General features: G+C 63.0%; 32 protein-coding genes. 21 read left to right on the forward strand and 11 right to left on the reverse strand.

Annotated features, from left to right (window positions below):
* Positions 1-21 precede the first annotated feature (21 nt).
* Both GUC32_RS06750 and GUC32_RS06755 read right to left on the reverse strand, forming a co-directional pair.
* On the reverse strand, positions 22-567 hold the full coding sequence (locus GUC32_RS06750) for an antibiotic biosynthesis monooxygenase (protein WP_043136985.1): 546 nt from the start codon (positions 565-567) through the stop codon (positions 22-24).
* A gap of 48 nt (positions 568-615) precedes the next feature.
* Positions 616-1,260, reverse strand: coding sequence for a hydrolase (locus GUC32_RS06755; RefSeq protein WP_004939390.1), 645 nt, complete (start codon positions 1,258-1,260; stop codon positions 616-618).
* 140 nt (positions 1,261-1,400) lie between these two features.
* On the opposite strand from GUC32_RS06755, the gene GUC32_RS06760 reads away from it, so the two are divergent.
* The 9 genes from GUC32_RS06760 (at position 1,401) to GUC32_RS06800 (ending at position 9,150) form a co-directional block, all read left to right on the forward strand.
* Positions 1,401-2,312, forward strand: coding sequence for a LysR substrate-binding domain-containing protein (locus GUC32_RS06760; RefSeq protein ID WP_025302038.1), 912 nt, complete (start codon positions 1,401-1,403; stop codon positions 2,310-2,312).
* Between the two features lie 41 nt (positions 2,313-2,353).
* Positions 2,354-2,728 (forward strand): cell envelope integrity TolA C-terminal domain-containing protein, encoded by a 375-nt coding sequence (locus GUC32_RS06765; protein ID WP_049208916.1) that lies wholly within the window; start codon positions 2,354-2,356, stop codon positions 2,726-2,728.
* A 140-nt stretch (positions 2,729-2,868) separates the two neighbouring features.
* A complete protein-coding gene (locus GUC32_RS06770; RefSeq protein WP_043136993.1) occupies positions 2,869-3,345 on the forward strand; it encodes an OsmC family protein in 477 nt (158 codons plus the stop codon).
* Positions 3,346-3,434: 89 nt separating this feature from the next.
* Positions 3,435-4,466 carry a fatty acid desaturase gene (locus GUC32_RS06775; RefSeq protein ID WP_197823915.1) on the forward strand — a complete coding sequence of 344 codons (1,032 nt, stop codon included), beginning with the start codon at positions 3,435-3,437 and terminating at the stop codon, positions 4,464-4,466.
* 40 nt (positions 4,467-4,506) lie between these two features.
* Positions 4,507-5,436, forward strand: coding sequence for an ABC transporter substrate-binding protein (locus GUC32_RS06780; RefSeq protein ID WP_025302041.1), 930 nt, complete (start codon positions 4,507-4,509; stop codon positions 5,434-5,436).
* A 61-nt stretch (positions 5,437-5,497) separates the two neighbouring features.
* Positions 5,498-6,658 carry an ABC transporter permease gene (locus GUC32_RS06785; protein ID WP_369435633.1) on the forward strand — a complete coding sequence of 387 codons (1,161 nt, stop codon included), beginning with the start codon at positions 5,498-5,500 and terminating at the stop codon, positions 6,656-6,658.
* Positions 6,655-7,590, forward strand: coding sequence for an ABC transporter ATP-binding protein (locus GUC32_RS06790; protein WP_049208912.1), 936 nt, complete (start codon positions 6,655-6,657; stop codon positions 7,588-7,590). The genes GUC32_RS06785 and GUC32_RS06790 overlap by 4 nt, the downstream gene beginning before the upstream one ends.
* Positions 7,587-8,360 (forward strand): ABC transporter permease, encoded by a 774-nt coding sequence (locus tag GUC32_RS06795; RefSeq protein ID WP_043137004.1) that lies wholly within the window; start codon positions 7,587-7,589, stop codon positions 8,358-8,360. The genes GUC32_RS06790 and GUC32_RS06795 overlap by 4 nt, the downstream gene beginning before the upstream one ends.
* Positions 8,361-8,388: 28 nt before the next feature.
* Positions 8,389-9,150 carry a phosphate/phosphite/phosphonate ABC transporter substrate-binding protein gene (locus tag GUC32_RS06800; RefSeq protein WP_080271245.1) on the forward strand — a complete coding sequence of 254 codons (762 nt, stop codon included), beginning with the start codon at positions 8,389-8,391 and terminating at the stop codon, positions 9,148-9,150.
* Between the two features lie 6 nt (positions 9,151-9,156).
* Here GUC32_RS06800 and GUC32_RS06805 read toward each other — a convergent pair whose 3' ends face one another.
* Positions 9,157-9,876 (reverse strand): SDR family oxidoreductase, encoded by a 720-nt coding sequence (locus tag GUC32_RS06805; RefSeq protein ID WP_043137011.1) that lies wholly within the window; start codon positions 9,874-9,876, stop codon positions 9,157-9,159.
* Between the two features lie 134 nt (positions 9,877-10,010).
* Between GUC32_RS06805 and GUC32_RS06810 the strand changes: the two genes are divergently transcribed.
* A complete protein-coding gene (locus GUC32_RS06810) occupies positions 10,011-10,922 on the forward strand; it encodes a LysR family transcriptional regulator (protein ID WP_025302047.1) in 912 nt (303 codons plus the stop codon).
* On the opposite strand, the gene GUC32_RS06815 is transcribed toward GUC32_RS06810, so the two are convergent.
* The 4 genes from GUC32_RS06815 to GUC32_RS06830 all read right to left on the reverse strand — a co-directional run bounded on the left by GUC32_RS06815 (position 10,910) and on the right by GUC32_RS06830 (position 13,548).
* Positions 10,910-11,086 carry a hypothetical protein gene (locus GUC32_RS06815; protein ID WP_162837922.1) on the reverse strand — a complete coding sequence of 59 codons (177 nt, stop codon included), beginning with the start codon at positions 11,084-11,086 and terminating at the stop codon, positions 10,910-10,912. The two genes, GUC32_RS06810 and GUC32_RS06815, sit on opposite strands and share 13 nt — an antisense overlap.
* A gap of 103 nt (positions 11,087-11,189) precedes the next feature.
* The gene (gene yedA, locus GUC32_RS06820; protein WP_025302048.1) at positions 11,190-12,113 is read right to left on the reverse strand and encodes a drug/metabolite exporter YedA; all 924 of its coding nucleotides are present in this window, start codon (positions 12,111-12,113) and stop codon (positions 11,190-11,192) included.
* A gap of 110 nt (positions 12,114-12,223) precedes the next feature.
* Entirely contained in the window at positions 12,224-12,718 is a 495-nt protein-coding gene (locus GUC32_RS06825) for a DUF2878 domain-containing protein (RefSeq protein ID WP_025302049.1), read from the reverse strand.
* A gap of 176 nt (positions 12,719-12,894) precedes the next feature.
* Complete coding sequence (locus tag GUC32_RS06830) at positions 12,895-13,548, reverse strand: metalloregulator ArsR/SmtB family transcription factor (RefSeq protein WP_025302050.1); 654 nt, start codon at positions 13,546-13,548, stop codon at positions 12,895-12,897.
* Between the two features lie 103 nt (positions 13,549-13,651).
* Here GUC32_RS06830 and GUC32_RS06835 point away from each other — a divergent pair, with 103 nt between their 5' ends.
* From GUC32_RS06835 to GUC32_RS06860, 6 genes are all read left to right on the forward strand, one after another.
* Positions 13,652-15,106, forward strand: a complete 1,455-nt coding sequence (locus GUC32_RS06835) for an MFS transporter (protein ID WP_025302051.1) — start codon at positions 13,652-13,654, stop codon at positions 15,104-15,106.
* 30 nt (positions 15,107-15,136) lie between these two features.
* The gene (locus GUC32_RS06840; RefSeq protein WP_369435634.1) at positions 15,137-15,985 is read left to right on the forward strand and encodes an AraC family transcriptional regulator; all 849 of its coding nucleotides are present in this window, start codon (positions 15,137-15,139) and stop codon (positions 15,983-15,985) included.
* Positions 15,986-16,056: 71 nt separating this feature from the next.
* Complete coding sequence (locus GUC32_RS06845; RefSeq protein ID WP_043137025.1) at positions 16,057-16,767, forward strand: AzlC family ABC transporter permease; 711 nt, start codon at positions 16,057-16,059, stop codon at positions 16,765-16,767.
* Positions 16,764-17,075 (forward strand): AzlD domain-containing protein, encoded by a 312-nt coding sequence (locus GUC32_RS06850; RefSeq protein ID WP_043137027.1) that lies wholly within the window; start codon positions 16,764-16,766, stop codon positions 17,073-17,075. Before GUC32_RS06845 ends, GUC32_RS06850 begins: the two co-directional genes overlap by 4 nt.
* Before the next feature lie 69 nt (positions 17,076-17,144).
* Positions 17,145-17,714 (forward strand): helix-turn-helix domain-containing protein, encoded by a 570-nt coding sequence (locus GUC32_RS06855; protein ID WP_369435635.1) that lies wholly within the window; start codon positions 17,145-17,147, stop codon positions 17,712-17,714.
* Between the two features lie 2 nt (positions 17,715-17,716).
* Complete coding sequence (locus tag GUC32_RS06860; protein WP_043137032.1) at positions 17,717-18,235, forward strand: GNAT family N-acetyltransferase; 519 nt, start codon at positions 17,717-17,719, stop codon at positions 18,233-18,235.
* A 3-nt stretch (positions 18,236-18,238) separates the two neighbouring features.
* Here the strand turns inward: GUC32_RS06860 and GUC32_RS06865 are convergent, their stop codons facing one another.
* From GUC32_RS06865 to ompC, 3 genes are all read right to left on the reverse strand, one after another.
* Positions 18,239-19,069 (reverse strand): 5'-nucleotidase, lipoprotein e(P4) family, encoded by an 831-nt coding sequence (locus tag GUC32_RS06865; protein ID WP_025302057.1) that lies wholly within the window; start codon positions 19,067-19,069, stop codon positions 18,239-18,241.
* Positions 19,070-19,086: 17 nt separating this feature from the next.
* Positions 19,087-19,938: an N-acetyltransferase family protein gene (locus GUC32_RS06870; RefSeq protein WP_369435636.1), complete on the reverse strand. Its 852-nt coding sequence runs from the start codon at positions 19,936-19,938 to the stop codon at positions 19,087-19,089.
* Between the two features lie 179 nt (positions 19,939-20,117).
* Positions 20,118-21,215 carry a porin OmpC gene (ompC, locus tag GUC32_RS06875; protein WP_025302059.1) on the reverse strand — a complete coding sequence of 366 codons (1,098 nt, stop codon included), beginning with the start codon at positions 21,213-21,215 and terminating at the stop codon, positions 20,118-20,120.
* A gap of 241 nt (positions 21,216-21,456) precedes the next feature.
* On the opposite strand from ompC, the gene GUC32_RS06880 reads away from it, so the two are divergent.
* The 4 genes from GUC32_RS06880 (at position 21,457) to dinG (ending at position 25,217) form a co-directional block, all read left to right on the forward strand.
* Positions 21,457-22,113, forward strand: coding sequence for a glutathione S-transferase family protein (locus GUC32_RS06880; RefSeq protein ID WP_025302060.1), 657 nt, complete (start codon positions 21,457-21,459; stop codon positions 22,111-22,113).
* Between the two features lie 124 nt (positions 22,114-22,237).
* The gene (locus tag GUC32_RS06885) at positions 22,238-22,570 is read left to right on the forward strand and encodes a carboxymuconolactone decarboxylase family protein (RefSeq protein ID WP_025302061.1); all 333 of its coding nucleotides are present in this window, start codon (positions 22,238-22,240) and stop codon (positions 22,568-22,570) included.
* Entirely contained in the window at positions 22,560-22,952 is a 393-nt protein-coding gene (locus tag GUC32_RS06890; RefSeq protein ID WP_025302062.1) for a tautomerase family protein, read from the forward strand. Before GUC32_RS06885 ends, GUC32_RS06890 begins: the two co-directional genes overlap by 11 nt.
* 66 nt (positions 22,953-23,018) lie before the next feature.
* Positions 23,019-25,217 (forward strand): ATP-dependent DNA helicase DinG, encoded by a 2,199-nt coding sequence (dinG, locus tag GUC32_RS06895; RefSeq protein WP_025302063.1) that lies wholly within the window; start codon positions 23,019-23,021, stop codon positions 25,215-25,217.
* Here dinG and GUC32_RS06900 read toward each other — a convergent pair whose 3' ends face one another.
* On the reverse strand, positions 25,218-25,652 hold the full coding sequence (locus GUC32_RS06900) for an Lrp/AsnC family transcriptional regulator (protein WP_025302064.1): 435 nt from the start codon (positions 25,650-25,652) through the stop codon (positions 25,218-25,220). It abuts the gene before it with no gap.
* Between the two features lie 136 nt (positions 25,653-25,788).
* Between GUC32_RS06900 and GUC32_RS06905 the strand changes: the two genes are divergently transcribed.
* Positions 25,789-26,697, forward strand: a complete 909-nt coding sequence (locus GUC32_RS06905; protein ID WP_197770463.1) for a DMT family transporter — start codon at positions 25,789-25,791, stop codon at positions 26,695-26,697.
* Position 26,698: the final 1 nt, after the last annotated feature.

Below are 26,698 nucleotides of genomic sequence, written 5' to 3' on the forward strand. Positions count from 1 at the left end.
AACATTCTCCCGGCGAACCGCCTAGCGGCGGATCAGCCATTGATGAAAGACGCGAGTCACGATGGGCATCCACAGGTACACCACCAGGGCGACCACGGTGGCGTCATTGAGAAAATGGCCGAGCAGCGTGCCGTCCAGCTGCGGCAGCGCCAGCCCCCAAAACCAGGGCACCAGATTGGTGGAAGGGAAGATCACCAGCAGGGTGATGATGAACTGCTTCCACTGGGGCGGCTGGCGCACGTTGGGGTTGGGTGGGGTAAACCAGAACTCCGCGCCGGGGCGGATCTCGATATGGTCGTTCTCCAGCAACAACGGAGTGACTTCTTCGATGTATTGCTTGCGCAGCGGCGAGTTGAGCCAGCGGTAGAGATTGTCGACATTGTCGAAGCGGACCAGCACCGTATAGGCCTGTTCGCTGTCGGATGGGCGGATGACGTTGACGCCCAGATGGCCGGTGAAGCCCGCGGCGTCCGGCATGATGCGGTTCAGCCAGGCCTCATAGGCCTGCTCGTTCCCCGGCGCCAAACGGTGGGTGATCACCAGCGTGACATGCTGCGGATGGGCCATAAAACCGACTCCTGAAAATACCCCGGCGCGGGGCCGGGGCAGGGGGAATTATTTCACCGTGCGGGCCGGTGCGTGGTGCACCATAGTGTAAGCGTAGTCGACGCCCATGCCGTACGCGCCGCTGTGTTCGCGCACCAGCGCCATCACCGCGTCGTAGGTGTCTTTGCGTGCCCAGTCGCGTTGGTACTCCAGCAGCACCTGTTGCCAGGTCACCGGTACGGCGCCGGCCTGCACCATGCGATCGATCGAGCGTTCGTGCGCATCGACGGAGGTGCCGCCGGAGGTGTCGGTCACCACATACACTTCATAGCCGGCTTCCAGCGCCATCAGCGCTGGGAAGGTCAAGCAAACTTCGGTCCACAGCGCGGAGATCACCAGCTTTTTGCGGCCGGTGGCTTCCACGGCTTTAACGAAGGCCGCGTCTTCCCAGGAGTTCATCGAGGTACGTTCAATCGGGGTGATTTCAGGGTGTACCGCCAGCAGTTCCGGCCAGATATAGCCGCTGAAGCTTTCGGTTTCGACCGAGGTGAAAAGGGTGGGGACGTTGAAAATTTTGCCTGCCTTCGCCAAACCAACAACGTTGTTTTTCAGTTGCTGACGATCAATATTAGCCACGCCGAAGGCCATTTGTGGTTGATGATCGATAAAAATCAGTGCGGAGTTGTCTTTATCAAGCAGTTGAAACTTGGACATAATTTACCTTCCCAGTGATATTTCGGTTGAACATCTGATGAGTGTAACGCCGATAAAACCCATGGTAGGCAGAGGGCGATTTCAAAGATACCGCAGAATTTTTGCCGACTTGTTGAGTTTTTTTATACACGGGAGAAAGCATGAGATTAAACCTGGAAGCGCTGCTGATTTTGGACGCGCTGGACCGGCACGGATCTTTCGCCGCCGCGGCCGCCGCACTGTTTAAAACCCCTTCGGCACTGAGCTATATGGTGCAAAAGCTCGAGAACGATCTTGACATCACCCTGCTCGATCGCTCCGGCCATCGGGCGAAGTTCACCGATACCGGCAAGCTGATGCTGGAAAAAGGGCGGGTGTTGCTGCGCGCGGCGCAGGATCTGGAACAGCAGGCGCGCTACGTGGAGAACGGCTGGGAAAGCGAGATCACGCTCGGGATCGACGCCTCCTTCCCGTTTGCCCGCCTGTTGCCGCTGATCGACGAGTTCTATCGGCAGCATCACCATACCCGGCTGCGCTTCAGCCACGAGGTGCTGGCCGGTTCCTGGGAGTCGCTGGTTTACGGCTGCGCCGACATTATCATCGGCGCCATTTGCGAGCCGCCGTCGCGGGTGGGCTATGCGTTCAGCCGCCTGGGGCAGCTGGATTACGTGTTCGCCGTCGCGCCGCAGCATCCGCTGGCGGCGCTGCCGGAACCGTTGCCGAAGGATGAGATCCGTCAGCACCGGGCGGTGGTGGTGCGCGATACCTCGCGCGTCAACGCGCCGCAGAGCCTGAACCTGCTGGAAGAACAGGATACGCTGACGGTCTTCGGCTTTGACGCCAAACTGCAGGCGCAGTTGGCCGGGCTGGGCTGTGGCTATCTGCCGCGTTCTCTGGCGGAACCTTACCTGAACAGCGGCGAACTGGTGGCGAAACGCGTTGAATCTGAGCGCTGCAGCGACGCTGCCTATTTCGGCTGGCGTGAAAGCGCCAGCGGCCTGGCGGCCAAGTGGTGGCGCGAGCGCCTGCAGCGTTACGCGGATGACGGTGAGGCTTACCCAGCGGCGCAGTAAGGGCGCTCGATAAAGATTAATCCCCAATAAGGACATCGGGAATGAAAAAGACACTAGGCCTGTTGGCGCTGTTGTTGTTGAGCGGCTGCGGCGCGGGTGCCGGGCGTCAGGCCGGCACCCCCTTGCCGTCGCCGCAGGCCGAGGCGCCGGTTGCGGCGCCGCTCAGCTATCCGGTGCGGGTGCATAACGCGGTGAGCCGCGAGCTGCGTTTGCCGGAGCACGCGCGCGGCCAACGCTGCACCATCAGCATACGGCTGCGGCCGGACGGGAAACTGGCGAGCAGCAAGATCGTAAGAGGCGATGCGCCGCTGTGCGCGGCGGCCAACGCGGCGGTGCAGCGCGCGCAGTTTCCGCCGATGGCCAGCGCCACTGAATACGCGTTGTTCAACGCCGTGGTGCTCGATTTCGTTCCCTGAAGGGATGTGACCGACGGGCCGCCTGCGCGGCCCGTTTTTTCTCGTTTCGCCGTTTGCGTATTCACGCTTTTCCGCCAATAGTGTTCTCCGGGCATGCACCCAGACAATTTTTCATTGGCCGGCCAACGGGAGCAAAAGACATGAAAGGCGAGCATCATTATCAGGTCTCGGTGACCTGGCAGGGGAATGTAGGCGCAGGCACGGAAGATTATCGCGCTTATGGACGCGATCACAGGATCGGCGCCGTGGGCAAGGCAGATATCGCCGGCTCAGCCGATCCGGCCTTCCGCGGTGACGCGACGCGCTGGAATCCGGAGGATTTGCTGGTGGCATCGCTCAGCGCTTGCCACAAATTATGGTACCTGCATCTGTGCGCCACCTCGGGGATTTCGGTGCTGGCCTATCAGGACGATGCCGTGGGCGTGATGCGCGAAGACGCCGCGCGCGGCGGCTTTTTCACCTCGGTGACGCTGCGGCCGCAGGTCACGGTGCGCGACGGCGACGATCTGCAGCTGGCGCAACAGCTTCACGAGAAGGCGCATCACCTGTGCTTTATCGCCAACTCGGTGAATTTCCCGGTGGCGTGTGAGCCGCATGCCGCGTACGCAACCCGCTGAATTTTCACTTAGCTTTGCCATTTTCGTTATTTTGAACGCCGCAACGGCTCACGGATACTGAGAGAAAATCTCTTACCGCGAGCCGCAGCATGTCCCACGCCCACTATTTGCACCCCGAACAGCGCGAACGAATCAGGCAGCTTTATCGGCGCCGGCATTGGCGGCTGGAGCTGCCCACCTGGGGGATCATGGCGGCGGTGTACGGCGGCTGGTTCGGCGTGGCGTATTCTTGGCAGGCGCTGGGCCCGTGGCTTGGCGCACCGCTGCTGATCCTCCTGACCACCTGGTACCTGTCGTTGCAACACGAGCTGATCCACGGCCACCCGACGCGCTGGCCGCGCGTCAATCAGCTGTTCGGCCTGTTGCCGCTGGCGGTGTGGTATCCCTATGGGCTGTATCGCGATTCGCATCTGCGCCACCACCGCAACGACCACCTGACCGATCCGCACGAAGATCCCGAAAGCTATTACTTCAGCGCCGCGCAGTGGCGGCGTTATCCCCGCCTGTTGCCGCTGTTGGCCGACGTGCGCAATACGCTGATCGGCCGGGTGCTCCTCGGCCCGGCGCTGGATATTGCCGCGACCCTGGCCGGGGCGGTGAAAGCGCTCGCCGGAGGGGAGTGGCGCGCCTGGGCGAGGTGGTTAGCGCACCTGTCGCTGTTGGCGGTACTGCTGCACTGGTTGCAGATGCAGGGTATCGGCACGGCGTTTTACCTGTTGGCCATCAGCTATCCGGCGTTGGCGCTGACCAAGGTGAGATCGTTTTTTGAGCATCGCGCCGTGGACGCACCGCAGGCACGTTCTATTATTAATGAGGCGGGCTGGCCGTGGCGGCTGTTGTTTCTCAATTTGAACTACCATTTAGTGCATCACGATCTGCCCGGCCTGCCCTGGTATGGTTTGCGCGAAGTCTATCTGGCGGAGCGTGAGGCGTATCAGCGGCGCAGTCAGGGATTTGTCGCGCAAGGTTACGGCGAGTGGCTGCGCGATTACGCCCTGACGCCGATCGACGTCGGCGTGCATCCGTTGCGCGCCGGTGAACCGCAGGGGGGAGGCGATGCCCTGCCGACGGAAAAATTTATTGCGCGCTGGAAGCGCGTTTCTCAGGATTTTCCAACCTAACTGGCCCATGAGCCGGAAAACGTATAACCAGAGGAAAAGTATGGCAATCACCTTATCACGCGGACGTTCCTTTGCCGTCGCGCTGGCTCTGCTGGCCACCGGCGGCCTGGCGCAGGCGGCCGACTCGGTGCGCGTCGGCTCCAAGATCGATACCGAAGGTTCGCTGCTCGGCAACATCATCGTGCAGGTGCTGGAAGCCAACGGCATCAAGACCACCAACAAGCTGCAGCTCGGCACCACCAAGGTGCTGCGCGGCGCCATCACCTCCGGTGAGATCGACATCTACCCGGAGTACACCGGCAACGGCGCGTTTTTCTTCTCCGATGAGAAAGATCCGGCGTGGAAGAACGCCCAGGCCGGCTTCGAGAAAGTGAAACAGCTCGACTACGACAAAAACAAAATCGTCTGGCTGGACGCGGCGCCGGCCAACAACACCTGGACCATCGCTATTCGCCAGGACGTGGCGGAGGCCAATCATCTGAAAACGCTGTCGGATCTCGGCAAGTGGATCAACGGTGGCGGCAAGTTCAAGCTGGCGGCCTCGGCGGAATTTATCGAACGGCCGGATGCGCTGCCGGCGTTCCAGAGTGCCTACGGTTTCAAACTGAATCAGGATCAGCTGCTGTCCCTGGCCGGCGGTGATACGGCGGTGACCATCAAGGCGGCGGCGGAGCAGACCTCCGGCGTCAACGCGGCGATGGCCTACGGCACCGATGGCCCGGTAGCGGCGCTGGGGTTGCAGACCTTGGCGGACCCGAAAGGCGTACAGCCGATCTACGCGCCGGCGCCGATCGTGCGCGAAGCGGCGCTGAAAGCGCACGCCAATCTGCCTGAGCTGCTGAAGCCGGTGTTCGCCTCGCTGGACGGGCCGACGCTGCAAAAACTCAACGCCCAGATCGCCGTGGAAGGCCAGGACGCCAAACAGGTGGCGGCCGCTTATCTGAAAGAGAAAGGGTTTGTTAAGGGATAATGCCGAGGTGCCCCCTCTGCCGTCGGGAGAGGGGGTTAACCGAGGGAGCCGGAGCGTTTCTTTGACTATCGCCGTAAAACATCGCGTCTTGTTGACGCTGTTCATGCTGTTGCTGCTGGCCGCGTTCGGCCTGCCGTTCCTCAGTTATGCCCCCAATCGCCTGTTGTCGGGCAAAAGCCTCTCCTTGTTCTCCCTGCTGCACGGCCCGGCGCTGTGGCTGCTGTTGCCGCTGGCGGCATTGGCGATCCTCAGCCTGTTGCCGCCGACGCGGGGGCGGGCGCTGCTGGCGGCGCTGGCCGCCTGCGGGGTGTTGACGCTGGCCTTTTGGATCAGCGGGCAGGCCGCCGGGCGTCTGGCGCAGGAGGGGTCGCGCCTGGCGCGCACCTCTTGGGGCAGCGGCTGCTGGCTGACGATGGCGCTGAGCCTGCTGATCGCTGCCGACGCCATGGCGCGCCTCACCGCGTCGCACCTGTGGCGCATGCTGGGCAACGCGCTGGTGCTGGTGCCGCCGGCGCTGCTGCTGTTCGGGCATCAGCTCGATCAGCTGTCGCTGCTGAAGGAGTACCACAATCGTCAGGAGGTGTTTGACGCCGCGCTGTTGCAGCACCTGACCATTCTGCTGGCGACGATGGCCCCGGCGCTGGCGATCGGCGTGCCGCTCGGGGTGCTGTGTTTTCGCTCCGAGCGCTGGCAGAGGCCGATTTTTTCCGCGCTGAACATTATCCAGACCGTGCCTTCCATCGCGCTGTTCGGCCTGCTGATTGCGCCGCTGGCGGGGCTGGCGGCGGCGGTGCCCTGGCTGGCGGAGCACGGCGTCAGCGGCATCGGCATGGCGCCGGCGATCGTGGCGCTGGTGCTGTACGCGCTGTTGCCGCTGGTGCGCAGCGTGGTGGCGGGGCTGCAGAGCGTGCCGGCCGGGGTGATCGAATCCGCCACCGGCATGGGGTTGACGCGCGGGCAGATTTTCCTGCGCGTGCAGCTGCCGTTGGCGTTGCCGCTGTTCCTGACCGGCGTGCGCATCCTGGCGGTGCAAACCGTCGGCATGGCGGTGGTAGCGGCGCTGATTGGCGCCGGCGGCTTTGGCGCCATCGTGTTCCAGGGGCTGCTCAGCAGCGCGCTGGATCTGGTTTTGCTGGGGGTGATCCCGGTGGTCATGATGGCGGTCATCGTCGATTCGCTGTTTAAATTTTGGGTTTCAATCCTGGACGTATCGCGCCGATGATTCACTTTGAGCAAGTCAGCAAAATTTTTCAGGGCAAGCCGGCGGTCGACGATCTCACGCTGCACATCGCCGAGGGCGAATTCACCGTGTTGATTGGCACCTCGGGTTCTGGCAAGTCCACGACGTTAAAAATGATCAATCGCCTGATCGAACACGATCGGGGCAAGATCCTCTTTGCCGGCGAAGAGATCCAGTCGTTCAAACCGCAGGATCTGCGGCGACGCATGGGCTATGCGATCCAGTCGATCGGCCTGTTCCCGCACTGGACGGTGGAGGAGAACATCGCCACCGTGCCGCAACTGCTGAAATGGCCGCGTGCGCGCATCCGCGATCGGGTTACCGAGTTGCTGGAGCTGTTGCATCTGGAGCCGGATCTGTTTCGCCGTCGCTACCCGCACCAGCTTTCCGGCGGGCAGCAGCAGCGGGTCGGAGTGGCGCGCGCGCTCGCCGCCGATCCCGAGGTGTTGTTGATGGACGAACCGTTCGGCGCGTTGGATCCGGTCACCCGCGCGGCGCTGCAGGCGGAGATCGCCCGTATTCATCAGATCTCGGGCCGCACCATTGTGCTGGTGACGCACGACATCGACGAGGCGTTGAGCCTGGCGGATCGCCTGGTGCTGCTCGATCAGGGGCGGGTGGTGCAACAGGGCACGCCGCTGACGCTGTTGACCGCCCCGGCCAACGATTTCGTGCGCGATTTCTTCGGGCGCAGCGATCGCGGCATCAAGCTGCTGTCGCTGGGTACGGTGGCGGAGCGGGTGCGGCCCGGCGTCGCTGGGGGCGAGCCGATCGCCGCCGCCATGAGCCTACGCGAGGCGCTGTCGGTGTTCGTGGCGCGCGGCAGCGACTGCCTGCCGGTGGTGGATGAACGGGGCGAAGCGTTGGGGGTGTTGCATTTCAACGATCTGATCGCCGGGCAGGCGCTGTCATGAGCGGGCGCATCGGGCGCCTGCTGCGCGATCCGCTGCCCTGGACGCTGGCGCTGCTGTTGGCACTGGTGTTCGACATGGATCATCTGCGCGGCCTGTTCGCCGCCTGGTTCCCTGATTTGGAGCGGCCCATTTATCAGCAGGACAGCTTTATCGCGCTGGTGGGGGCGCACCTGTCGCTGGTGGCGATCTCCAGCCTGATCGCGGTGGTAATCGGCGTGGCGGCGGGCGTCGCTGTGACCCGACGCAGCGGCCGGGAGTTTCGTTCGCTGGTGGAAACGGTAGTGGCGGTGGGGCAGACCTTCCCGCCGGTGGCGGTGCTGGCGGTAGCGGTGCCGGTGATGGGCTTCAGCGAGCAGCCGGCGATCATTGCATTGGTGCTGTACGGCCTGCTGCCGATCCTGCAGGGCACGCTGGCGGGCATCGAATCGGTACCGCCCGCCACGCGCGAGATCGCCCGCGGCGTGGGGATGAGCGCCTGGCAAATTCTGTGGCGGGTTGAACTGCCGCTGGCGGCGCCGGTGATTGTCGCCGGGATCCGCACGTCGGTGATCATTAACATCGGTACGGCGGCCATCGCTTCCACCGTCGGCACCAAGACGCTCGGCTCGCCGATCATCATCGGCCTGAGCGGGTTTAACACCGCCTATGTGATCCAGGGCGCGGCGGTCGTGGCGTTGTTGGCTATTATCACCGATATGCTGTTCGAACGTTGGGTGCGTTATCTCACCGCCTGGCGCCAGCAGACGCTGGCGACCACTCCGGCGGGGTAAGGGGGAAATGATGCAGGTGTCTCTACCGATGTACGGCGTTGGCCGGGAGCAGGCCGAATCCTTCTGGCAGGTCTTGCGCGGCAAGCTGCTGCGGCTGGGGTTGCCGGCGGCGCCGGAACGGCTTAGCTGGCCGGACGATCTGGCGCAGCATTGGCGGCGCGAGGATCTCTTGCTCAGCCAAACCTGCGGTTATCCGTTGGTCAGCAGCCTGCCGCAGGTGCAGCTGATCGGAACCTATCATTATCGGGTGGAAGGGTGCGACGGGCCAAATTACCGCAGCTGGCTGGTGGTGCGCGCGGGCGACTCCGGCGAACGGCTGGCGGATTTTCGCGGCCGGACGGTGGCGTATAACAGCACCGATTCCCAGTCCGGCTACAACGGCTTGCGCGCGCTGATCGCGCCGCTGGCGCAGGACGGGAAATTCTTCGGTGCGGCTATCGCCTCCGGGGCGCATTACCAGTCGCTGAAGCTGATCCGCAGCGGGCAGGCGGATATCGCCGCCATCGATTCCATCAGCATGGAACTGCTGCGCCGCGCGCAGCCACAGGCGCTGGAGGGGCTGAAAATCATCGGCCGCACGGCGGCGGTGCCCGGTTTGCCGCTGATCACCGCAGCCGGCACGCCGCCGGAACAGGTGGACATCCTGCGCGCCGGCGCCCGAGCGATGCTGGATGAGGCGGTCAGCGACCGCCTGCTGATCGGCGATTTCAGCCTGGTGCCGCGTTCGGCCTACCAGATTATCACCGTGCTGGAACAGCAGGCCGCCGCGCAGGGCGTGACGGCGCTCTAGCCGCCGTTACAGCAGGCCGCCGCCGTCGATGTCGATCACGCTGCCGGTGACGAAACCGTTCTCCATCGCCAGCAGGTAACCCGCCGCGACGTCGGCCGCCTGGCCGATCCGGCCGACCGGCAGGCTGCCGCTTACGCGCTCGAACAGCGCCTGACGCTGCGCGGCGCTCATGCCGTCGTAGGCTTCGGTGGCGGTGATGCCGGGGCTGACCACGTTCACCCGCCGCGGCGCCAGCTCCTTCGCTAGCTGTTTGCCGACCGCTTCCAGCGCGGCGTTGATGGCGGTTTTGACCAACTGACCGTTGAGGTATTTCCGCGACAGCTGGCCGGAGGTCAGGGTGATCGAGCCCTGCGGCGCCAGCGTCGGCAGCGCCGCCTGCACCGCGCGCAAACTGCCCCAGAATTTGACGTTGAAGTCGGCCTGCGCCTGTTCAAGGACAGTCTCCGCCAGCGGCTTCGCGTCCACCAACGGCCCGGCGGTGATCACCAGATGGTCGAAAGCGCCGACGGCGGCAAACAGCGCATGCAGTGATGCTTCATCGGTCAGGTCGGCCTGCATCAGATGCAGCGCGTCGTTTTTCTCCCCGGCGTGGGAAAGGCGACGCGAAGCCAGCACCACTTCAGCGCCGCGCGCCGCCGCCGCGTAGGCCACCGCGGCGCCAATGCCGCTGGTGCCGCCCAGGATCACCAGCTTTTGTCGTTTCAGGGGGGAGTCGGGAATCGTCATGTTAAGGCCTCTTTTTAGGTAAGTTTCAACGGGATCTATCTTTCCTGATTGAAAATGAGGAAAAAAGCCCGCCTAATAGCAAACACTTGTAAATTAATATTAATAATTGATTGGGCTAAAAAGAGGGGAAATACATGACCTCATTTGTCGATCTCGAGGTGTTTGTCCGCACGGTGGACGGCGGCAGTTTTTCCGCCGCGGCGCGCGCGCTGGACATGACGCCGGCGGCGGCCAGCATCGCGGTGAAAAGGCTGGAGCAGCAGCTGGGCGCGCGGCTGCTGGTGCGTTCCACCCGCAGCCTGAGGTTGACGGAGGAGGGCGCCCGCTATCTCGACAGCGCGCGCCTGGCGCTGGGCGCGTTGGCCGAAGGAGAGCAGGCGATCCGCGAGAAGCATCAGGGGCTGTCCGGGGTACTGCAGATTTCCGCGCCGTCGGATTTTGGCCGCAATTTGCTGCTCTGCTGGCTGGATGAGTTCCGCCTGCAGCACCCGCATATTCAGCTGCAGCTCCTGATCAACGATCGGCAGGCCGATCTGTTTCGCGAACCGGTGGACGTGGCGCTCCGTTTCGGGCCGTTGGCCGACTCTTCGCTGGTGGCGCTGCCCATTTTGCCGCAGCACCGGCGGCTGATCTGCGCCAGCCCCGATTACCTGCGGCGGCATGGCGCGCCGCAAACGCCGGCCGATCTGGTTCGGCACAGCATTCTGGTGTATCAGCCCAGCGGCAAACGACAGGTGGAATGGCGGCTATGGCGCGGTGAGGAACTGATCGAAGTGCCGTTGAACGGCAGCTATTTTACCGATGATGGCGAGGTGGCGCGGCGCTGGGCGCTGGCTGGCCACGGGGTGGTGCGCAAGTCGGCGATCGACGTGGTGGCCGACATTCGCGCCGGGCGGCTGGTGCAGCTGTTGCCGGAATGGCGCAGCGACGCGGTGCCGATCAATCTGGTCTGCCCGCATCGCTCGCAGGTGTCGGAACGCGTCAGGCAGCTGCAGCGCTTTTTACAGCAGCGCTGTCAGCGTTGGATGGACGATCACTTGGCCTGAAGGGTTTCGGTTTGCGCCGGCGTGGCGGCGGTATCCCCGGCAGGCGCGCTTTCTTCATGCGGGGTGGTGGAACGGGTGTAGATGTTCAGCCCGGCGAGGAATACGCCGCCCAGAGAACCGAAGGCGCACAGGGCGATGACGATGAGGAACGCTTTTTTCAGCATAGGAATAATTTCGCAGGTTGCTTGGAACAGCGGGAATTATAGCCCCTTCGCCGGGTGAAACAAGAATCGTTTTTAACGGCGGCCCGCAGACCGCCCTTTGTGATCACCGCCGTTCGCAGTCGATGGCCTGTACGTTGGCCGGGCGGGCGAACAGGTATTTTCCCAGCGTCACCAGCACCACCGCCGCCACGATGATCACCAGCGCCAGCCACTCGCGCGGCGCCAGCGATTCGCCGGCAAAGCCGATGCCGAGCAGCACCGCCACCACCGGGTTGACGTAGGCATAGCTGGTGGCGACCGCCGGGCGCACATTCTTCAACAAGAACATATAGGCGCTGATCGCCAGCATCGAGCCGAAGACAATCAAGTACCCGAGCGCCAGAAAGCCGCCGGTGCTCGGCATCTGAGCCAGGTGCTCGCCGCTCAGCCGGCTGGCGACCAATAACACCACGCCGGCGACCAGCATCTCCGCCGCGCCGGCCATCGGCCCGGCCGGCAGCGAGATGCGCGATCCCAATACCGAGCCAAAGGCCCAACTGGCCGACGCCAGCAAGATCAACAGCGCGCCGGTCGGGTTGCCCACCAGGTTGTTGCCGGTGTTGAGCAGCACGATGCCCACTAACCCGAGCGCAATACCGGCCCATTCCAGTTTGGTGTTGCGCATGCCCCACAGCAGGCTGAAGCAGAGGGTGAACAGCGGCACCGTCGCCACCATCACCGCGGCGATGCCGGACGGCACATGTTGGTGTTCCGCCACCGTCACCAGGCCGTTGCCTACCGCGAGCAACAGAATGCCAATGGCGCCGGCGGCCAGCCACTGCTTCGGCGTCGGCAGCGCGTGGCCGCGCCAGGCCAGGAAACTGAACAGCACGATGCCGGCAATCAGAAAGCGAATCCCGGCCATCATCAGCGGCGGCCACTGCGCGACGCCGAGGCGAATGACGAAATAGGTGGAACCCCAAACGATATATAACGTGAACAACGCCCCGATCAACGGCAGGACGCTACGGCTTTGTTGGCTAAGCATAGGGATGTGTTTTTGCAGGGATGATTATTATTAGAACGCTCAGTAAACCCGATTGGGCAACCGATAAGCAATGGCTTTCGGCATTATTTTTCCCGACTGCCGCAAGCCGTTCAGCTGTTCCGCCGCTTCCACTGCAGCCAACTGACGGCCGGCAGGTAAATCGACCAGCCGACGGCCAGCAACAGCAGCATGAACTCCGGCGGCACGCCGGGCAGTAACACGCCCAGCTTCCAGGAGACGGCGTAGGCGAAAGGACCGACGGCGGCGCCCAGCACCGCCAGCGGCCAGGGCGCCGCTCTGACCACGTCCAGCAGCCAATACCACCAGCAGCCGAAGCCGATCCACAGCGCGAGGGTCCAGAGCGGCAGGCCGTGTTGCCCGCTGTAGTGCAGCACGCCGCTGTAGCTCCATAGCCCATCCATGCCGATACCGCCCAGGGCAGCCAGAGCCGCGCCCTTACGGCGGGTGGCAGGGGTAAAGATCAGCGCCAGCGCCGCGCCGGCCAGCAGTAGGCCGTTGAGCCGATCGCGAGTCAGCAGCGCCAGCAGCCAGCAAACGCCCAGTCCCAGCGTCGCCAGCCAGAATCCGGCATGCGGCTTCTTCATCGTTCAACTCCCGTGGGGTTACTCTGCCGCTGCGCGCTTAGCGCCGACGGATTTGCCAAGCGGGCGCGAAGCCCGCTGTTTGCCTGAATGTTCGTTAATTCAACCTTAGAAGGGAAGGTGTGGGGTGCACAAGCAGAATAATCTGTACCGGTTGAAAACGTGGGCAAAAACCGGTGTTACAGGAGCGAAATCCGGTAGGCGCAGCGGCGCGAGCCGGCCAGAATGTGTTCGGCGCGCTCCACCTGCGCCTGCAGCACTTCTGTGAAGATACTCAGCTCCGCCCGGCAGAAGCCCTGGCAGACGGTGGCAGCGGCGCAAATCGGGCAGTGGTTTTCCACCAGCAGATAGGCACCGTCCTCCTCCTGGCGCCATTCGGCCATATACCCTTCGCGACAGCGGATCTCGGTCAGGCGCGCCACGCGCTCCTGCAGATCGGCGGCGCCAATCATCGCCTGCTTGTAGTTGATGCGGTTTTCCTGCTCGCGGGTTTCGATCAGCACGTCGAGCGCCTGTTCGCCCAGCTTGTCGCGCACGGTGCGCAGCAGCTGAACCGTCAGGTCCGCATGGGTATCGGGAAAGCGCGCATTGCCGGCCGAGGTCAAATGCCACAGCTGTACCGGGCGGCCTACGCCGCGCGTTTCCGCCACCGCTTCGACCAGCCCCTCTTTCGCCAGCTTGACGAACTGCTGGCGGGCCGCCTCACCGGTGGTGCCGAGCACCTTTCCTGCGTCAGAAGCTTGCTGCGGGCCGCGGGTTTTCAATAGCGTCAGCAAGCGGTCACTGACCGATTGTGCGGTCTTTCCGCTATTTTCCAAGTTTATTCTTGACATATTTCTCCGCCTCGCCCTAACTTATTCCAAGATAACTCTTGTTAAATTTAACGCAATCTTATGATCAACTCAATGCCATTCCTCTGAAAACAGGACGACAACCGTGATAACCCATGACGATAGCCGCTGGAGCGACCTTTTCTCTGGCAAAAATGCGGCCAGTGCGATCGCGCTCTCGCTCGGCGTGGCGCTGCATGCCATCAATATTCTGGTCGCCACCACCATCTTGCCCTCGGTGGTGCAGGATATCGGCGGGCTGGATCTCTATGCCTGGAACACCACGCTGTTCGTGGTGGCGTCTATCCTCGGCTCCGCGCTGTCGGCCCGCTTGCTCAGCGGCTACGGTGCGCGCAGCGCCTATCTGGTGGCTTCGCTGTTCTTCATCGCCGGGGCGGCGCTGTGCGCGCTGGCGCCGAGCATGCCGGTGATGCTGATCGGCCGCACGGTGCAGGGCTTTGGTGGCGGGCTGATCTTTGCGCTCTCCTACGCGATGATCAATCTGGTATTCGAGCAGCGGCTGTGGCCGCGCGCCATGGCGCTCATCTCGGCGATGTGGGGCATCGCCACCCTGGTGGGGCCGGCGGTAGGCGGTATTTTCGCCGAACTGAACGCCTGGCGCTGGGCCTTCGGCATTCTGCTGCCGATCATGGCGCTGTACGCCGCGTTTACCTTCCTGATCCTGCCCAAGGGCAAAGCGCAGCAGGCGGCCGCACCGTTGCCGACCGCACAGCTGCTGTTGCTGACCGTGGCGGTGCTGGTGGTGTCCGCCGGCAGCCTGGCGCACAGTGCCTGGATCAACCTGGCGGGCATCGCGCTCTCGCTGGTGCTGATGGCCTGGTTGCTGAAGCGCGAAGCGCACTCGCGCGCCCGCCTGTTGCCGCACGGCGCACTGAGGCGCGGCTCATCGCTGGCGGCGTTGTACATCACGACCGCGTTGCTGGTGATCGGCATGACCAGCGAAATCTTCGTGCCTTATTTCCTGCAGCTGCTGCACGGCCAGTCGCCGCTGATCTCCGGCTATATCGCCGCCGCTATGGCCGCCGGTTGGACGTTGTCCGAGATCCTCAGCTCCGGCTGGCGCGGAGCGGGCATTCGCCGGGCGATCGTCAGCGGGCCGCTGTTCGTGCTGGTGGGCTTGCTGGCGCTGGCGATCCTGATGCCGATGCCGTCCGGCGGCCACTGGCAGGCGTTGGCGCCGATCGTCATTGCGCTGTTGCTGGTGGGATTCGGCATCGGCTTCGGTTGGCCGCACCTGCTGACGCGCATTTTGCAGGTGGCACCTGAAGCGGACAAAGATATCGCCGGCGCTTCAATTACCACGGTGCAGCTGTTCGCCACCGCATTCGGTGCGGCGCTGGCCGGGATGATCGCCAACCTGGCGGGGCTGAACGATCCGGGTGGCGCGACGGGCGCGGCATCGGCGGCGCGTTGGCTGTTCCTGGCGTTCGCGCTGGCGCCGCTGCTGGCGGTATTCAGCGCCTGGCGCTGCGCGGCGATCGCGCCGCCGGGGGCCGAGACGGGCAATTTTGTACAAAACCCGCCCTCGCGCGAGTGCTAGAATGCCTCTCATTCAGCGGAGGTAGGCAAGATGAAGGCGGAAGGCATAGCGCGCAAAGCATCCCGGGAGCAGGCTCATTTTATGCACGTCGACGATCTTGGCGGGCTGGAAGTGCTGCAGGCCACCTACCGCCGCCAAACCTTCTCGCGCCACAGCCATGAAGGCTTCTGCGTGGGCGTCATCGACGATGGCGCCCAGCGCTTCTACCGCACCGGCGGCGAACACGTGGCGCCGCTGGGCAGCATCATTCTGGTCAACGCCGACGATATTCATACTGGCAGTTCCGCCACCGAAGAGGGCTGGTCGTATCAGGCGATGTACCCGGCGCCGGAGCTACTGGCCTTTTTATCGCGCGATCTGAAAACCGGCGCCGGCGCGACGCCTTATTTTCCCAACCCGGTGGTGCACGACGTCGGCCTGGCTGGCCAGTTGCGCATGGCGTTCAGCCTGCTGCGCAGCGATGAGAACCGGCTGATGAAGGAGACCATGGTGTTCTCGGCGCTGACCTGGCTGATGCTGCGGCACGGCAAAAGCCGTATCGATCCTGCGCCGCAGAGCCGGGCGCAAAGCCAAGTGGCGCGGGTGAAAGCCTTTCTCGACGATTTCCCCGAGGCGGACATTTCGCTGCTGGAGCTGGCGGATCGCGTGGCGCTCAGTCCTTATTACCTGCTGCGGCAGTTTCAGCAGGCCACCGGCCTGCCGCCGCACGCCTATCAAATTCAGGCGCGGCTGCGCAAGGCGCGCGGCATGCTGAAGGCCGGCAACAGCGTGCTGGAAAGTGCGTTGAGCTGCGGCTTTCACGATCAAAGCCATTTCCACCGCCATTTTCGCAAGTCGATGGGCGTCACGCCGGGCGACTACGTCAAATCGCTGAAATAGCCGGGCAATCGGGTGCAATACCCGTGTACGCCTGCGCCGTAAGCTGGCTTCTTCAACTCAAGGAGAAGCCCATGACTGATTCAATCCCCCTCATCACGCCGCCCTCCGCCCGCCTGCGCCCCGCGCTGCAGGGCGGGGTGGCTATCTTGCCGCTGTGCCTGGCGGTGGTGCCGTGGGGAGTACTGGCGGGCTCGATGGCCCTGCAAAGCGGCCTGACGCCGGCGCAGGGGCTGGGCATGTCGGCCATCGTGTTCGCCGGAGCGTCGCAGCTGGTGGCGATGGGCATGATCAAGGGCAGCGCCGGGCTGCTGGCGATCCTGCTGTCGACCTTTTTCGTCACCGCCCAGCATTTTCTTTACGCGCTGCGGCTGCGGGAGCGTATCGCGCCGCTGCCGTTGCGCTGGCGGCTGGCGCTGGGATTCTTGCTCACCGATGAACTGTTCGCGCTGACCGGCGAACAGACGCCGGCGCGTTTCAACCGCTGGTATGCGCTGGGCGCCGGGCTGACCTTTTACCTGTGCTGGTTTCTCTCCACGCTGCTTGGCATCGTGGCCGCCGGCAGCGCCGGCGATCTGGACGGTTACGGGTTGGATTTCTCCATCGCCGCCACCTTTATCGCCATCGTGGTGCCGCTGGTGCGCAGCCTGCCGGTGTTGGCCTGCGTGCTGACCGCGCTGCTGCTTTCCATCGTGTTGCACCATTTCCAGACGCCGGGCGCATTGGTGATCGCCACCGTGGCGGCGATGCTGGTCGGGCTGCTGTGCAGCGGGGGACGCCGATGATCTGGCTGACGATCGTTTTGATGGGGCTGGTGGTGTTTTTCAACCGCTACTGTTTTCTGGCGCCCGGGTTGCCGCTGCGTCTGTCGCCGCGCGTTAAAACCCTGCTGAGCTTTTCCGTGCCGGCGGTGCTGACGGCGATCTGCGGGCCGATTGTCGCCTTCAGCGGCGACCAGCTGCGTGCCGCGCCGGATAACCCTTACCTGTGGGGGGCGGTGTTTGCGGTGATACTGGCGTTCTTTCTACGCAATATGCTGGCGGTGGTGTTGCTGAGCATGCTGATTTTCATCGCGCTGCGCGGCATTTTCTAAAATTCGCTTGCCATATCTCTAATTTGAGATTATTTCTCTTATATGGGATTTTTAAGCGGAGTATGAACGATGGATAACGGTTTGGAGATGGCCGACCTGAGGTTGGCGCAGCGGCTGGCGGATTTGCGCCAGCAGCGGGCGTGGTCGCTGGAGGAGTTGGCGCAGCGCACCGGCCTTAGCCGGGCGACGCTCTCGCGGGTGGAGCGCGCCGAGACCAGCCCGACGGCATCGTTGCTGAACCGGCTGTGCGCCGCCTACGGGTTAACCATGTCGCGCCTGTTGAGCGAAATCGAAGACGAACCGCCGGAGCTGCTGCGGCCGCCGCAACAGCCGGTGTGGGTCGATCGGGCCAGCGGTTTTCACCGTCGCTCCGTTTCCCCGCCCGGCGCATTGTATAAGGCCGAGTTTATCGAAGCCCGGCTGGATGCCGGCGCGCAGATCGATTACGACCTGCCGTCGATTCCAGCGCTGGAGCATCACCTCTGGCTGTTGTCCGGGCAGCTGGAATTGACGCTGGAAGGGCGCGTTTTCCGGCTGTCGCCCGGCGACTGCCTGCGCTACCGCCTGTTCGGCGCCTCCTGTTTCCATGTCCCCGGCGATGAGCCGGCCCATTACACGCTCGTTATCTGCAGGCCATAGCCATGATTGAATTGCAACAGTGGGACGCCGATGCGGCGCAAAGTGCCATGGCCGAGTTGGCCGAGATGCTGCACGCCAGCGTGGCGCACGGCGCCAGCATCGGTTTTGTCATGCCCTTTACGTTGGAACAGGCGCAGGCGTTTTGGCTGGGGCTGCTGCCGGCCCTGGTGCGGGGAGAGCGTGCGATGCTGGTGGCGCTCGAGAACGGTCGGCCGGTCGGCACCGTGCAACTGCTGTTGGCGATGCCGGACAACGGCCGTCACCGGGCGGAAGTGGTCAAGCTGATGGTGCATCCGCAGGCGCGGCGGCAGGGCATCGCCCGGCTGTTGATGCAGGAAGTGCAGGCGCTGGCGGCGCGTCATCGGCGCAGCCTGTTGGTGCTGGACACCCTGAGCGGCAGCGCGGCGCAGGGATTGTACCGTCAATTGGGGTTCGAGGCGGCGGGCGATATCCCGCAATACGCCCGCGCCAGCGACGGCGGGGCGTTGGAGGCCACCTGCTATATGTACAAACTGCTGTGAGGCTTAGCGCCCGCGCCAGGCTTTGATCGCCTGTTGGCGCACCTGCAGCTTCTGCTGTGGCGTCAGCTTGTTGTAGTCGCGGGCCAGGCCGCTTTCCCAATCGCCGTACAGCGGGTTGGGCAGCACGATGAATTCGGTGCCGAACTTGTTCTGGTTCTCGCTGACGAACGCCCGGCGCTGCGCATTATCCTGGTGGTAAGTCGCGGCGCCGAAGTCGTTCAGGTTGTCGCCCGCGTACACCACGATGTCATAGCCGGCTTGTTTGATGGCGTCGAAGCGCGCCTGCTTATTGGAAGTGTCGGTACTGAGCAAGACGGTCTTTTCCGACATGCCGGTGAAGCCGAGCTTCTGCATGTTGGCCACCGTGGCAGCGTATTCGCTCTGCTTGCGGTTCGAGACGTAGAACATTGTTCCCTGATGAGCGTTAACGTAGCGGGCGAACGACACGGCACCCGGCACCGCGCCGGCCTGTTCGGCCTGCGTCCATTGGGCCCAGGTGGTGCCGTCGTACGGCTGGCCCTGCTGCGCCTGCCAGCCGGAGTAGGCGCTGTTGTCCAGCAGGGTTTCATCCAGATCGACCACCACCGCCTTTTTGCGGCCCGGTGCGGCCTTGGCCTGATCGAAGGCGCGCTGCGCGCTGTTGAACGCCTGATGCGCCAGCGCCTGGTATTCACCGGACTGTTGGAACCAGTTCACCGCCAGCACCGACTGATCCGCCAGCCGCTGCTGGGCCTGAGCGTCGGTATGCGGCGGCTGCGCGCAACCGGCCAGCGTCAGCAGCGCGACGCCAACTGCCGCGCCAAGGGTGAGTTTCCTTGCCTGTTTTCCTGCCATCGTTCTCTCTCTCGGTTTTAGTCTTGTGGGCTGTCCAGCAGCATATCCATCTCGAACTGGCGCAGGGGCTCCTGACGCCAGCCAAGATGCGTAAAGAAGGGGGCGGCCACCTCGGGCACAAAGACGTTGGCGGTCAGCGGCAAAGGGGCGAACTGCGCTTGCAGGGCGGCCAGCAAGGCGCGGGCATGCCCCTGACCGCGGTGCTGCGGGGGCACGTAGATCAGGCGCAGCCAGCAGTGCTCTGCGCCGGGTATCACCACGGCGTAGGCCTGACGATTGAGCGTATAGGCTCGCGGTGTGCCCGGCAGCTTGAACAGCGATTCGGGGGCAATCAGCCAGGGCAGGTCGGTGGCGCCTTCCGCCGTCAGGCGATGGCTGACGGTCAACGGATCGACCGCCTGCAGCACCGCCGTGCCTGGCGGCACTTCCGCCGGCGCCTGGTGGCCGGTCAGGGTGCGCACGATGCGCAGCCCGGCGCGATGGTACAGCGCCAGCGCGGCTTCGTTGCCTTCGATCACTTCCAGCGACAGCCGATGGTCGCCGCGCTGACGGGCATCCGCCACCACCCGCTGCATCAGCGCCTTACCCAGCCCCTGACCGCGCATCTCGGGGCGTATGGAAAAGGCCGCGACCCGGCTGTGTCGGCCGCGACGGGCGATCAGCGCCACCGCCACCGGTTCCTGGCGATGGGTGACGATCAGGCTGTCGTTCAGGCTGAGGTCTTCGGCGCCGAAGCGGGCGGCGAAGGCCGGCCCGTCGAGCACGAAGCGTACAATGTAGTTTTCAAAACAGTGGGTGAGGATATTGGCCAGCTCGTCGCTGCTGTAGCGCACGGCGTTGTGGAAGTCGAAGCGTCCGTCGTTGTGCATGGCTGATTCCGCTCGGGGGAAAGCTATACATGTAGACCCGTTTGTTTTGCAAGGCAAGCGGGGGGATTCGTTGGCGGGGAAAATAAAAACAAAAAAGCCGGACGCAGCCGCCCGGCGAAATAAAACTCTGGGTATCAAGTGACGCTAAAGTTTGCAGTGGTGGTTATTCATTCATCACATCAGAACTGGTAGGTCAGGGCGAGAACAACGACGTCGTCGTTTTTCAGGCCCAGCTTGTTGTCGTCATCGAGCTGGTTGATTTTATATTCGACATAAGTGGACATGTTTTTGTTGAAGTAATAGGTCGCCGCCACGTCGAAATATTTCACCAGATCGACATCGCCGATGCCTTCAATATCTTTGCCTTTCTGCTGAACGTAACCCAGCGATGGGCGCAGACCGAAGTCGAACTGATATTGCGCGACCAATTCAATCCCTTCCGCTTTATTGGCGAAGCCGCTAACGGAAGTCGAATTGTTATTGATGGTGGCGGTGCCGGAAATAGGCGCAATATTGCGGCTCTGCGAATAAGTCGCGGCCAGGTAGACGTTGTTGTTGTCGTATTTCAGACCACCGGCCCAGATATCGGCCTTGTCGCCTTTACCGAAGGTGCCCGCTTTTTGCGTGGCGGTGCGGTTGGAAGAGGCATAGGCGGCACCCACGCTCAGACCGTCGATGATTTCGTAGCTGGAGGAGAGGCCCCAACCGTCGCCGTTCGCCTTGCTGGCGGAGCGGCCGTCGTTTTCGTTCTTGCCCTGGTACTGCACGGCAAATTTCAGGCCGTCAACCAGACCGAAGAAGTTGTTATTACGGTAGGTGGCGACGCCGTTGGTGCGGCCGTTCATGAAGTTGTCGGTCTTGATATAAGCATCGTCGCCGAATTCAGGGATCATATCCGTCCAGGCGCCGACGTCGTAAATGATGCCGTAGTTGCGGCCGTAGTCAAAGGAGCCGAGATCCTTATATTTCAGACCGGCGAAGCCCAGACGCGTTTTGGTGTCTTTAGTGCCGTCGGATTCAGTATGGTTGGCGGCGATCTGATATTCCCACTGGCCGTAGCCGGTCAGCATATCGTTAATCTGAGTCGCGCCTTTAAAGCCGATGCGGACGTAAGTTTTATCACCGTCGTTGCCGGCATCATCGGAGAAATAATGCAGGGCTTTTACACGGCCGTAAAAATCGAGCTTGTTGCCGTCTTTATTGTAGATTTCTGCTGCCTGTGCCGCTTGCGCAAGTAAAAGTGCCGGAATAATAACGGCCAGAAGATTACGTTTCATGGGTTACCCTGCTTTATTCGATTGAAAGACGCTTATCATCAGTTGCATTGCTGTTTCACTGTGCCGCCTGATTGTTGGCGGCGGAGAATTTTTACCGTAGTAATGTGATCCATTTATGACAAAAAATTCATTTTCATGTCGAACGATTAAAAAAGTCGCGCAAAGGGTGAATTTTTTCTTCAGCCGACGGTCGGCGGCTGGTCTACAGTTATCGATACCTTGTTCCGCTGCGGGAGGAATCATGCACGATACTTATACTTTGTTCGGCACGCAGGGTTGCGGTTCGACGATCGTGGCCGCCGCGTTGGCGTTGACCGCGTTCCCCTGGGGCTATGAGGAGGTGGACTACACGCAGGACGGCCCGGAGCGCGATCGCCTGCTGGCGCTAAACCCGCTGGGCCAGGTGCCTACCTTGGTGTTGCCCAATGACGAAGTGATGACGGAGAGCGCGGCGATTATCCTGCTGCTGCACGATCGCGCACCGCATGCTGAACTGGCGCCGCCCGGCGGCTCACCGCTGTTGCCGCGTTTTCTGCGCTGGCTGCTGTTCATTAACGCGGAGATTTACCCCACCTTCACCTATGCCGACCATCCGCAGCGCTGGCAGCCGCAGGCGGCGGGGGCGGAGCAGCTGAAAAATGCGGTGATGGATTATCGCGAGCGTTTATTGCAGCAGCTGAACGCCGCCGCCGGCGCAGCGGGCCCGTGGTTTCTCGGCAAGAGCTTCAGCGCGTTGGATCTGTACGTGGCGGTGATGTGCAACTGGCGGCCGGGCCGCGCGTGGTTCCGGCAGCACTGCCCGCGGCTGTACGCCATCGCCGAACGGGTGGAGCAGCGGCCGGAGCTGAATGCGCTGCTGAGCGCCCATTTCGACGGCGTTGCCCCACTGGAATCGTGAAACCTCCCCGCTGCCCGGCGGGGAACCCTCCCGTTTTTCTGAACCGAGACTGTCGAAAATCCCGATTTTCACTCGCTGCGGCGGCGGGTAGCGTAAGGCTATCCGTAACTGACAGGAGAGTGTGATGCCATCAGAATCCCAGGCCGGGCAACAGGCGTTCGGCGATATTGCCCCCAAGCTGGCGCAGCTCAGCGACAACATATTGTTTGACGATGTCTGGCAGCGGCCAGAGCTGAGCCCGCGCGAGCGCAGCCTGATCACCGTCGCCGCGCTGGTGGCGCTCAACCGCGTGGAACAGCTGCCGTTTCACCTGCAGCTGGCGCAGCGCAACGGCGTGGCGCGTCAGCAACTGGCCGAGCTCATCACCCATCTGGCGTTCTACGCCGGCTGGCCTGCAGCGGCATCGGCCGTGGCGCGCCTGCGCGAGCTGGAACCGGAGGCGCCCCATGCCGTTTAGCCGCATCGCCCTGCATCAGGGCAAATCCGCTGACTACCTGCAAACCTTGTCCGACAGCCTGCATCAGGCGCTGGTAGAGGCGTTCGAGGTGCCGCCGACGGACAAATTTCAGGTGATCGATCAATACCGCCCCGGCGAGCTTATCTACGATCGCGATTATCTCGGCGGGCCGCGCAGCGCGGATTTCGTGCTGTTTTACATCACCGCCGGGCGGCCGCGCGACAGCGACACCAAGCGGCGTTTCTACCGACGGCTGGCGGCGTTGCTGATGGAAAAGCTGCGGCTGAACCCCGAGGATGTGATGGTGGTGATCGCCACCACCCAGTTGGACGAGTGGTCGTTCGGCGGAGGTCGCGCCTCGATGATCGATCCGCAGGCGTAACTCGGGCTGACGTCGCCGGCGGTCTGTGGGACAATAGCGCCATCATTTCGTTTAGATAAGAGTTGAATGGCGCTCTCCTCCGCAGTTAAAGATCAGATTGGCCAGTGGTACAAAGCCCTGCAGCAGCAAATACCGGATTTCATTTCCCGCGCGCCCCAGCGTCAGATGATCGCCGAGGTGGCGAAGACGTTGGCCGGTGACTACCCGCGCCATCTGGCGATCGAGGCGCCGACCGGCGTCGGTAAAACGCTGTCTTATCTGATCCCGGGCATCGCCGTCGGGCGGGCGGAGAGCAAGCCGCTGGTGGTGAGCACCGCCAACGTGGCGCTACAGGACCAGATCTACAGCAAAGATTTGCCGCTGCTGAAGAAGATTATCCCCGATCTGAAATTTACCGGTGCCTTTGGCCGCGGGCGTTACGTCTGCCCGCGTAACCTGGCGGCGATGAGCACCGACGTCAGTCAACAGGGCGATCTGACGCTGTTCCTCGACGACGAACTGGCGCCGTCCAGCGGCGAAGAGCAGGCGCTGTGCCAGAAACTGACCAAGGCGTTGGCTCGCTTCGAGTGGGACGGGCTGCGCGATCACTATCAGCAGAGCATCGACGATCCGCTGTGGGCCAAGCTGAGCACCGACAAGGCCAATTGCCTGGGGCGCAACTGCCACTACATTCGCGAATGCCCGTTCTATATTGCCCGCAAAGAGATCGAGAGCGCCGACGTGGTGGTGGCCAATCACGCGCTGGTGATGGCGGCGCTGGAGACGGAATCGGTGCTGCCGAACCCGAAAGAGCTGCTGCTGGTGCTGGACGAAGGCCATCATTTGCCTGAGGTGGCGCGCGACGCGCTGGAGATCGACGGGGAAATCACCGCGCTGTCGACCAACCTGCAGTTGGACATGATCGTGCGCCAGGTCGAGCAGTGCATGACGCAGTACCGGCCGAAGAATCCGCCGGGGCTGGCCAACAGCGAACGGCTGAAAAACCATTGCGAAGAGCTGCGCGAGCTGGTGCAGATCTTCGAGCATCAGGTCAGCGCCTACCTGCCCGGCGATAGCGTGGCGGCCGAGCACCGTTTTGAAATGGGCGAGCTGCCCGCGGAGATGGTGGAGAGCTGCGCGCGGCTGTTTAAACTGACCGATGCATTACGCGGGCTGGCGGAGTTCGTGCTTAACGATCTTACCGAGCAGACCGGCAAGCACGACATCGTGCGTCTGCATCGCGCGATCATTCAGATGAGCCGCACGCTGGGCTATCTGGAGGCGATGAGCAAGCTGTGGCGGCTGGCGGCGCTCGACAAGTCGTCCAACGCGCCGATCTCCAAATGGGTCACGCGCGAGCTGCGCGATAACGTTACCCATCTGTATTTGCACTGCGTCGGCATCCGCGTCAGCGACCAGCTGGAGAAGCTGCTGTGGCGCAAGGTGCCGCACGTGGTGGTCACCTCGGCCACGCTGCGTTCACTGAACAGCTTCGCGCGTTTGCAGGAGATGAGCGGGCTGAGCGAGAAGGCCGGCGATCGCTTCGAAACGCTCTCTTCGCCGTTCAATCACGTCGAACAGGGCAAAATTGTCATTCCGCAGATGCGCTATGAACCGGCGCTCGCCAACGAGGCGGAGCACCTCGAGGAGATGGCGCGGTTTTTCCGCGCCGAGCAGGCGAGCGGCAAGCACAAAGGCATGCTGATCCTGTTCAGCAGCCACCGGGCGATGCAGACTTTCCTCAGCTACGTGACCGATCTGCGGCTGATGCTGCTGGTGCAGGGCGACCAGCCGCGCTACCGGCTGGTGGAAGAGCACCGCAAGCGGGTGGAGAAGGGCGTCGCCAGCGTGCTGGTGGGGCTGCAATCGTTCGCCGAAGGGCTGGATCTGAAAGGCGAACTGCTGACCCAGGTGCATATTCACAAAATCGCGTTCCCGCCGATCGACAGCCCGGTGATCATCACCGAAGGCGAGTGGCTGAAATCACTGAAGCGCTATCCGTTCGAAGTGCAGAGCCTGCCGAGCGCCTCGTTCAACCTGATCCAGCAGGTCGGCCGACTGATCCGCAGTAACCAATGCTACGGCGAGATCGTGATCTACGATCGCCGGCTGTTGACCAAAAACTACGGTTCGCGGCTGTTGGCGTCGCTGCCGGTGTTCCCGATTGAGCAGCGCGCGGTGCCGGAGGCCGACAAGGCGCATCTGGCGGCGCTGAAATCCGCCGCCGACGCGGCCAAAAAAGAGAAGAAGCGCGGCAACCCGTTCGCCCGCAAACGGCGGCGTTGATCAGAGCAGCGGCGGCAGGCGGCGCTTGACCGGCGTGGTTTTCACGATCGAGGTGTTGCTCTGCGCATGCTCGGCCAGCCGATCGAGGGTATGGTCGAGCTGTTCCATCGAGTGCGCCACCAGCCGCACGATAAAGCAGTCTTCGCCGGTCACCTTATCGCATTCGACCACTTCCGGGATCGCCTGAATCAGCTGCTCGACCTTCTTCAGCATGCCCGGCAGCGGCTTGATGCGCACCAGCGACTCGAAGGCATAGCCTACCGCCTGCAGATTGACGTTCAGGGTATAACCCTGGATCACGCCGCTTTCCTCCAGCCGCCGCAGTCTTTCCGACGTGCTCGGCGACGACAGCCCCACCTGCGCGCTCAGCGTCTTCAACGATGCACGCGCATCTTCCGCCAGAATGGTCAGGATTTGGCGATCGATATCATCCATAACGCCTCCGTTAGGTATTTTCTTTATTATAGCTGCGAGAAAAAGGCAGTTAAGCATATCTGCCTTTTTTATGCTATGGAAAGCCGCCCCGCGAAGCCGCAAGCTATGTCTCTGGGCAAGCTTCGAGGAATGCAGAATGAATGCAGAGATAAAACGCGGATCGCTGGAGATGGCGGCGGCGATGTTGATTTCCGGCTCTATCGGCTGGTTTGTGTTGATGTCCGGCCAGCCGGTTATCAACGTGGTGTTTTGGCGCTGCGCGGTAGGCGCGCTGGTGCTGCTGGCGGTGTGCGGCGCGCTGGGCCAGCTGCGCCGCGATGCGCTGACGCGCGCCACGCTGCTGCTGGCGATCGCCGGCGGCGTCGCGCTGGTGATCAACTGGCTGCTGCTGTTCGCCGCCTATTCCTATGCCTCTATCTCCATCGCCACCGCGGTGTACAACACCCAGCCGTTTATGCTGGTGGGGCTGGGGGCGCTGTTTTTGGGGGAACGGCTGACCGCCCGCAAGCTGCTGTGGCTGGGGCTGGCGTTCGGCGGCATGATGCTGGTGGTGCTGGCGCAGCCGCGGCAGGCGGGGGAGCAGAGCCATTATCTGGCTGGCATCGCGCTGGCGCTCGGCGCGGCGTTTTTCTACGCCCTGATGGCGCTGGCGGCCAAGCGGCTGAAGGGCACGCCGCCGCATCTCATTGCGCTGATCCAGGTGACGGTAGGGGCGGTGATGCTGTTGCCGCTGGTGGATTTCCATGTTTCGGCCAGCGTTGGGCAGTGGGGGATGCTGGCGACGCTCGGCGTGCTGCACACCGGCCTGATGTACGTGCTGATGTACGGTGCGCTGCAGAAGCTGCCGACCAACCTGATCGGCTCGCTGTCGTTCATCTACCCGATCGCCGCCATGTTGGTGGATCGCCTGGCGTTTGGCCACCGCCTGTCGGCGTGGCAGCTGCTGGGCGCGGCGATCATCCTGCTGGCGGCGGCGGGCATGAACCTGCTGGGCGATCGGCGAGCGCGACTGCTGCCGGCCTCGGACGGCCGGCGCGCCGGCTGAT

The organism is Serratia sp. NGAS9 (genome assembly GCF_009905295.1).
Classification (GTDB): domain Bacteria; phylum Pseudomonadota; class Gammaproteobacteria; order Enterobacterales; family Enterobacteriaceae; genus Serratia; species Serratia bockelmannii.